This window comes from Bradyrhizobium ivorense, from assembly GCF_900696085.1.
Taxonomy (GTDB): Bacteria; Pseudomonadota; Alphaproteobacteria; order Rhizobiales; family Xanthobacteraceae; genus Bradyrhizobium; species Bradyrhizobium ivorense.
Genome location: NZ_CAADFC020000010.1, coordinates 84,249 through 90,833, shown reverse-complemented (window position 1 = coordinate 90,833; position 6,585 = coordinate 84,249). Strand labels below are relative to the sequence as shown.

Sequence of the window (6,585 nt, the reverse complement as noted above, 5' to 3'; positions counted from 1 at the left end):
TCAATCCGACGCTCTGTCGAATGCATTGTCGCGCTCTCCGATGAGGCTGCTACCGACGCCACGGGCCCACCCTCGGCCACAACTGCCCTGACAAAACCAGTCTCGGATTTGGTCCGGTTCGCCGCGAAGGCTCTTCGCCAAGTCACCAATAGAGAACGCGACAAGCCGTACCGCCGCGCTGTCGCCGCTACCAGGCGAGGCTCGGATAGGCTCTCCAAAACAATCCGCGCCTTCTCCTCCTCAGACCAACGCCGCCGTCGGCCTGTATCGACCACTTCAAGTCGATTCAGCGTACTGATCGTATGGCTGTCCATACGTACAGTTCTCAACCATCAGGCCAGCCCGCCGCAAGGCGGCTCCCCTCGGAGGCTTACGCAAGGTCGGCGGGAAGCGGATCGGAAGGCGTTGTCACGAGGGCAAATCAATCATATTCGCCGCTAAAATTCGCGACCGATCTCCCTCGTGAGTCAATAAGCCACAGCTTAACCGGAAGCCTGCGGACGCCAGGTTGCCTGCGGCATTCGCCAGTCAATTCCGGACAGGAGATAGGATAGTTGCGCAACGCTGATCGTCACAACGCCGTCCGCCAGCGATGGCCACAAAAAGCGGCCGCGCTCCAACCGCTTCGTGAACAGACATGCGCCCTGGCCATCATGCCAAATGATCTTGATCAGGTCGCCGCGGCGGCCCCTAAAAACGTAAAGATCACCAGCGTGTGGATCCCGCTTCAAGCTCTCCTGAACCAGACGCGCAAGGCTCGGGAAGCCTCGGCGCATATCGGTATGGCCGGTCGCAAGCCACACCCGCACATTACCCGGTATGGCGATCATCGGCGCTCAAGCACCTCGAGGACCCGCGCCAGTGCCTCCGGGTCGACGTGCGCATCCACCCGGATGCGTCGCCGGTTGCCAAGATCAATCTCGATCAATCCAGTACGCGCGGACGCTACGGAGCGCACCCGACCGTCACCCGCAGGCAAAAGCTTCGCAGTTTCCTCCACCTCCGTAGCGACGATCTGCACCGGCGCAAAAGATGGTACGACCTGCTCTGATGTCCGTGCTTGTCGACGCCAGGTAAACACCAGGCTGGCCGCGACTCCGTTGCGGCGCGCAACCTCAGTCACCTTCGCGCCCGGCACCAACGTCTCCTCGACAATCCGCACCTTGTCGTCCTGCGACCAGCGCCGCCGCCGCTCCAGCCCGCCCAAAACCTCGACTCGCATCGCCTGATGACCTTAAAGCTAGACTTAAGGCTACACGCTTCGCGAATTACCTCGCGTCACGCAAGACGGCGCCCGTCGGATGCGTACACTCCGATTCTGCCGCTCAATGGACGAACAGGTTGCGGGCATGGCAATAAGTCGCTGCCGGCGCTTTCGCTCCCGCTCGAATAACACCCGGTCTAAACGACTGCGCCAAAGAAAAGACGCCGCCCTATGGACCGAGAGACTTAGGAACGAGTGGCTTTGTCGGAGATAATCTACGTGCTCCCGGCTACCCCCAATAGCCCCGCCGGGAGTGTAGAATGGCGGCCTCGGCGGTGATGCGCCGGGGTCGTTTTCATTGTGCAGCAGTTTGTGCGCACAATCCCGTATATTAAAAATTTAATCAATGATTTCAATGAGTTTTTGCGGGAGGGGTGGGATTCGAACACCACGGTGCCCCGTAGCTATTGGCGCCGTATCTCGTCAATGGCGCCATGAGAGGAGACCACCCCCTTATATCAACTCTCATGTTCCATGGCTGCGATTCAGTTCACGATTAATCCGATCCTTGATCCGACGGACCGCAAGAAGTTGCAACCTCGTTCGGGTCTTGCCACTGATCGCCTTGCCATCGACCTCAAAACTGTAGCGCCACTCGCCCGGTACCTCTTCTCGCATACTGAATTGCACGCCTCTATGTTGCATGCTCTTCAACCCCGATGACATTTGCCCTCCCGCATCGCAGTCGTCGAGCTGCAAATTGTTCTGTGATTCCTCAATCATGAGAGCGTTGATCGGGCAAGGAAGGGAACCGCCGATCCCATCGGACCGGCGGCCAAGTCAAGGGAGGAAGTGCCCGTTAGGGCAGCGGTACTGGAAGTACCGCCTCGGCACCGCCAACTCTTGGCGGATCTCGAACAAACGTGTTCGCTAAGAAGCCAGAAGATGATCCCGAGTCGTCGGGTGGAGGTCACCCGAAGAGGTCGGCGCGGCTTCAAGTAATTCAATTGAGGCTGCATCAAAAGAGAAAGTTGCGTACGTATCGTACCAACTGAGCTATTTCCGCCTTCTCGTTCCTTGTTATCGAATCTCTGCCGAACGATTCACGAATACGCAGCTCGCCATTCGACGAAGTCTGCCATCTTACGCTTCGAAACTAGTCGCCAATCGCAAGAAATTCATAAGCAACACGAGCCCTTCTTGAGTAAGCACTGACTCCGGGTGAAATTGCACGCCGTGGGTTGGGTGATGCCGATGTGACAAGGCCATAATCTCACCTTCATCTGAGCGGGCTGTCACCATGAGCTCCGGTGCTTCTGATAGATCGAGTTCGACCGCTAAAGAATGGTACCGCCCAACACAAAGTGGAGACGGGAGTTCCTCGAACAATCCACGACCGCTGTGCGTTATGGGTGAGGCTTGGCCGTGCATGGGACGATGTGCACGCACGACGCGTCCCCCGAAAACGCTCCCAATACACTGGTGACCGAGACAGATGCCGAGGATTGGGACACGATCAGAAAGTTCGCGGATAACTGCGGTGGATATACCCGCCTGCATGGGAGTGCAGGGACCTGGAGATATGACGATTGCGCGTGGCTTGAGCGCAGCAAGATCAGTGACACTGATCGCGTCATTTCGGACCACTTGCGTCTGTGCACCAAGCTTGCGGAAATAGCGCGCAATGTTGGACACGAAGGAATCGTAATTGTCGACGATGAAAATCAAAACGCACCAGATGGATCGGCGCCAAAGGCCTCGAACAGTCGTTTTGCTTTGGCAAGTGTCTCCTCATATTCTGCTTCCGGATTCGACATCGCCGTTATTCCGCCGCCTGCATGAAACACAGCCAGGCCGTCATAGATCACGACGGTGCGGATCGCAATGTTCGTGTCCATGTGTCCGTTGAATCCGATGAAGCCGATCGCCCCGCAATAGACCTCTCGCGCCAATTTCTCGATGTCTGCAATGATCTCCATTGCTCGTACCTTTGGAGCGCCAGTGACGGAGCCGCCGGGAAAGCAGGCCCGAAGTAGACTGACAGCGTGCTGGTCTGGAGCAAGCGCGCCTCTCACCGCCGATACAAGGTGGTGCACTGAGGCATAGGTTTCGAGCTTGCAGAGAGCTGAGACTTCGACCGAATTGTCTGTACAAACGCGTGAGAGATCGTTGCGCAGCAGGTCGACGATCATAATATTCTCCGCGCGATCCTTTTCGGAGGCCAAGAGGAGCTCCGCGCGGAGCCCATCTTCCGCGGCATCGGCGGAGCGCGCGATTGTGCCTTTGATCGGCCGTGTTTCGACCTGCCGGCCCTCAAGCCGCAGAAATCGCTCAGGAGAGCTCGATGCGATCGTCAGCGTGTCATAGTGCAGGAGAGCCGCAAACGGGGCCGGGTTCAAAGACCGAAGCTGGCAATAAAACGTGAGAGGATCGAATAAGGGTGACACTTTCGCGCTGAAGCGCTGCGCGATGTTCGCCTGGAATATATCCCCAGCCAGGATCAAATCGACGATGCGCTGGACTGCGGCCATGAAGCTTTCACGGCTAAAATTCGAATGCCATCGCCCTGCGGTGCTGGGTATTATGATCCGCGACGGCTTTGGCCTAGCAAGCAGCGCTGCAAGCTCGTCGGCGCGACGACGCGCGCGCTCGGCTCGTCGAGTGGGGTCCTGCTCCGGCCAGCCGGTCGAAACGATCCAGCACTTCTGGTCCCGGTGATCGAAGCTGACCACCACGTCGTAAAAGTGCAACATTGATTGCGGCAACCCCAGACCCGTAATTGACGGTGCCGGCAGCCGCTCCAGTGTTCGGTTTAAATCGTAGGCAAGGAAGCCGGCTGCGCCGCCCTGGAATGGGGGGAGATCGGGGCGATGCACTTCCTTGTATCTGGCAAGAAGGTCACGGAGGACCTCCCATGGATCCCCTGTAATTGCTTCTCCGTTCCAACTTGCCTGTCCATCCGCGACTACGTAGGTGCTGAACGGCTCGCAGGCCAGATATGAGTAACGGCCAAGCAGCTCATGCCTTGCGGCGCTGTCGAGAAAGGTAAGTTGCCGCCGCTGCGCAAGACATCGCAGCGCCTTGACGGGCTCAATCCACTGCAACTCGCGGACGTGCATGGCTATCTGCTACGGCAACCGGTAGGTTGTGAGGCCTGCGCCGCGTGATGCCTTTGCGAAGGAGAGCTATTTCCGTCCAACACGTATGAGACTTGCGGCTGATCACGATGCTATTCACGGCCGGCTGTTCCACTACGCCGAGCGACTTGCTCTAGCCCTGCCGTTCGAGCGAAATGCACGTCTTTCGACAGCTCATAGTCAGCGGCAAAGCGCAACTCCCGGAGTGGCCGGACGCTTCGGATCGCTTCTCGATACAAAGCGTGCGTTTTGTACGCGGCGAGATCGGTTTCGCTGTCGAATTCACCATAGACTACGACATCTATATCATTGCCGAGCTGGTCGCCCTTGCGGTTGCGGGCAATCTCGAGCCGGCGCGCATATGGGATTGAGGTGAGAACCGATAGGCCTTCGAGGATTTGATCGATATCGGTTTTTTCCTTGGCTGTGAAAAAGACGATGTGACGGATCATGGTGGCCGTAAACGTAACGCCGTAACTTGGCCACTTGTTATATCGGGATTTAGCCTAAGGCAATGCCGAACAGGGCATCAATAGACGGAGCGGTCTTTGGCGCTGTACGATCCCGCGACTGTGCAGCAGACCCTCCTTGAGCGGAATCCGACAGTTGCCGTGGCCAATGCCTCTGAATAAGGCTACTAAGTGATGCGTGATCGACGGGCGCGCTATCAGGCCTTGTAAAGGCGCTGCTGGCGACTTCAAATTTTGAATATTGCCGGGACCCGTGCCGTTCAAAAAGAGGCCCTCGGTGCGTACGAAGCCGCCAGCGAGGCCTCGACGTGTTGTTTGGCAGGATCATCCTGATCGACGACATCGGCCGAGCCCGCTCGCGCTTCGGCGGAACAACGTCGAAAGCGCAAAAATCACTCTCATCGTCGCTAATATGCTTCGATCGCTGTTTTCCGACGTATCCTCGCTCATTCGATTGACCGCAGGCACCAATCGCACAGCTTCGCTCGAAGCGTACCGTTCTGCGTCTATTAGGCTACATCCTGCGGCGCGTGAACGCTTCCGTCCGATTCGGACGGTATTTGCGCGCCGACAACAATCTTAACCTGCCACAACGCATCAAACGCAACTCTGGGAGGCCGCAATGGCGCGCGCAGCAGCCGTCGATGGTTCAACGTAACAGCCGGTGTTCGGAAGTTCATAGGGGGCAGCTGACACTTATCGCGACGGGTATCTCGCATAAAGTGCTGCTGTTAGCGTTGAAGGGCGATGCACGCAGCAGGGTCGCTGAGCAGCCGTTTGCTCGAACCGGGAGGTGAGGGCACCATACGGTCAACGTCTTGCGAAGAGTAAGTGGTCCTGTCGACCGGCGTCCGCTTTGTGAGGTCGCTGCACAATGGAGAATAGATGCCTACAACGCCGGACAAGAGGTCAAGCTCGGCGAGCCAGCAGCGGATAGTGGTCGCGGGTACAGGCGTCGGCGTTGGAAAGACGGTGTTCTGCGCAGGGCTCGTCAATCTTCTGGGCGCGAAGTTTTGGAAGCCAATTCAAATTGGCCTCGAAAAAGAAACGGACACTGATCGTGTCGCTCGGTTTGCAAGTCTTTCGCCGGATCGCATCGTGCCTGAGGCGTACCGACTGCAGACGGCCGCCGCTTGGCCGCACTGTTCCGCGGAAATTGACGAGGTCCGCATCAAAGCGGAGTCCCTGGAGCTGCCGGACACTGAAGGACAGCCACTTGTGATCGAGGGGACCGGCGGGCTCATGGAGCCGCTGAGTTGCGGCTCGCTTTACATTGATCTTTTGGAGAGATGGCGGCTTCCTGTGGTACTGTGCACCAGCACAACTTTAGGCACAATTAATTGTTCACTGCTGTCTATAGAGGCGCTCCGCAGACGCCAGATCGACATTCTTGGAATCGCTTTCGTTGGCGAAAAGAATTCAGATGCGGTGAGCGCGATTTGCGAGCTTGGACGGGTGCGGTGGTTAGGGCGGCTGCCGTGGATTGCGCCTTTGTCGGCAGATACGCTGCAAGCGGCGTTCAAGGCATCCTTCTGGCCGGATGATTTCAAGTCATGACGCTATAGAGTAAGCCGGTAGGGGTGGGAAGGTTCGAAGTCGAGACACATCGAACACATCTCGCTGGGGGCACGTGACCTGATGCATCAGTCATAGGTCTCGAGCCGAACGTCCGATGTCACGCTGACGGTTAGCTCGGGTCGGCTTTCGGTTGAAGACCGCGAAGGATTTCGACGATCTTCCGGACTTTTGTCCAATCCGTGCCTGAGAAACGACT

At 57.6% G+C, this 6,585-nt stretch carries 8 protein-coding genes; 1 reads left to right on the top strand and 7 read right to left on the bottom strand.

Going from position 1 to position 6,585, the window contains the following annotated elements:
- From CI41S_RS14950 to CI41S_RS14920, 7 genes are all read right to left on the bottom strand, one after another.
- A partial coding sequence (locus CI41S_RS14950) for a transposase (RefSeq protein WP_139860034.1) occupies positions 1-314 on the bottom strand: 314 nt, incomplete at its 3' end.
- A gap of 168 nt (positions 315-482) precedes the next feature.
- Positions 483-830 carry an IS66 family insertion sequence element accessory protein TnpB gene (gene tnpB / locus CI41S_RS14945; protein ID WP_028344503.1) on the bottom strand — a complete coding sequence of 116 codons (348 nt, stop codon included), beginning with the start codon at positions 828-830 and terminating at the stop codon, positions 483-485.
- Positions 827-1,222, bottom strand: a complete 396-nt coding sequence (tnpA, locus tag CI41S_RS14940) for an IS66-like element accessory protein TnpA (protein WP_139481538.1) — start codon at positions 1,220-1,222, stop codon at positions 827-829. Before tnpA ends, tnpB begins: the two co-directional genes overlap by 4 nt.
- Before the next feature lie 507 nt (positions 1,223-1,729).
- Complete coding sequence (locus CI41S_RS43485) at positions 1,730-1,987, bottom strand: hypothetical protein (RefSeq protein WP_172626736.1); 258 nt, start codon at positions 1,985-1,987, stop codon at positions 1,730-1,732.
- Positions 1,988-2,347: 360 nt separating this feature from the next.
- A complete protein-coding gene (locus tag CI41S_RS14930) occupies positions 2,348-2,932 on the bottom strand; it encodes an anthranilate synthase component II (protein WP_139481339.1) in 585 nt (194 codons plus the stop codon).
- Positions 2,929-4,323 (bottom strand): aminodeoxychorismate synthase component I, encoded by a 1,395-nt coding sequence (gene pabB, locus CI41S_RS14925; RefSeq protein ID WP_139860031.1) that lies wholly within the window; start codon positions 4,321-4,323, stop codon positions 2,929-2,931. Before pabB ends, CI41S_RS14930 begins: the two co-directional genes overlap by 4 nt.
- A gap of 110 nt (positions 4,324-4,433) precedes the next feature.
- The gene (locus CI41S_RS14920) at positions 4,434-4,793 is read right to left on the bottom strand and encodes a Dabb family protein (RefSeq protein ID WP_139481337.1); all 360 of its coding nucleotides are present in this window, start codon (positions 4,791-4,793) and stop codon (positions 4,434-4,436) included.
- 903 nt (positions 4,794-5,696) lie between these two features.
- Here CI41S_RS14920 and CI41S_RS14915 point away from each other — a divergent pair.
- Positions 5,697-6,368 (top strand): dethiobiotin synthase, encoded by a 672-nt coding sequence (locus CI41S_RS14915; RefSeq protein WP_139860029.1) that lies wholly within the window; start codon positions 5,697-5,699, stop codon positions 6,366-6,368.
- The last annotated feature ends 217 nt before the right edge of the window (positions 6,369-6,585 follow it).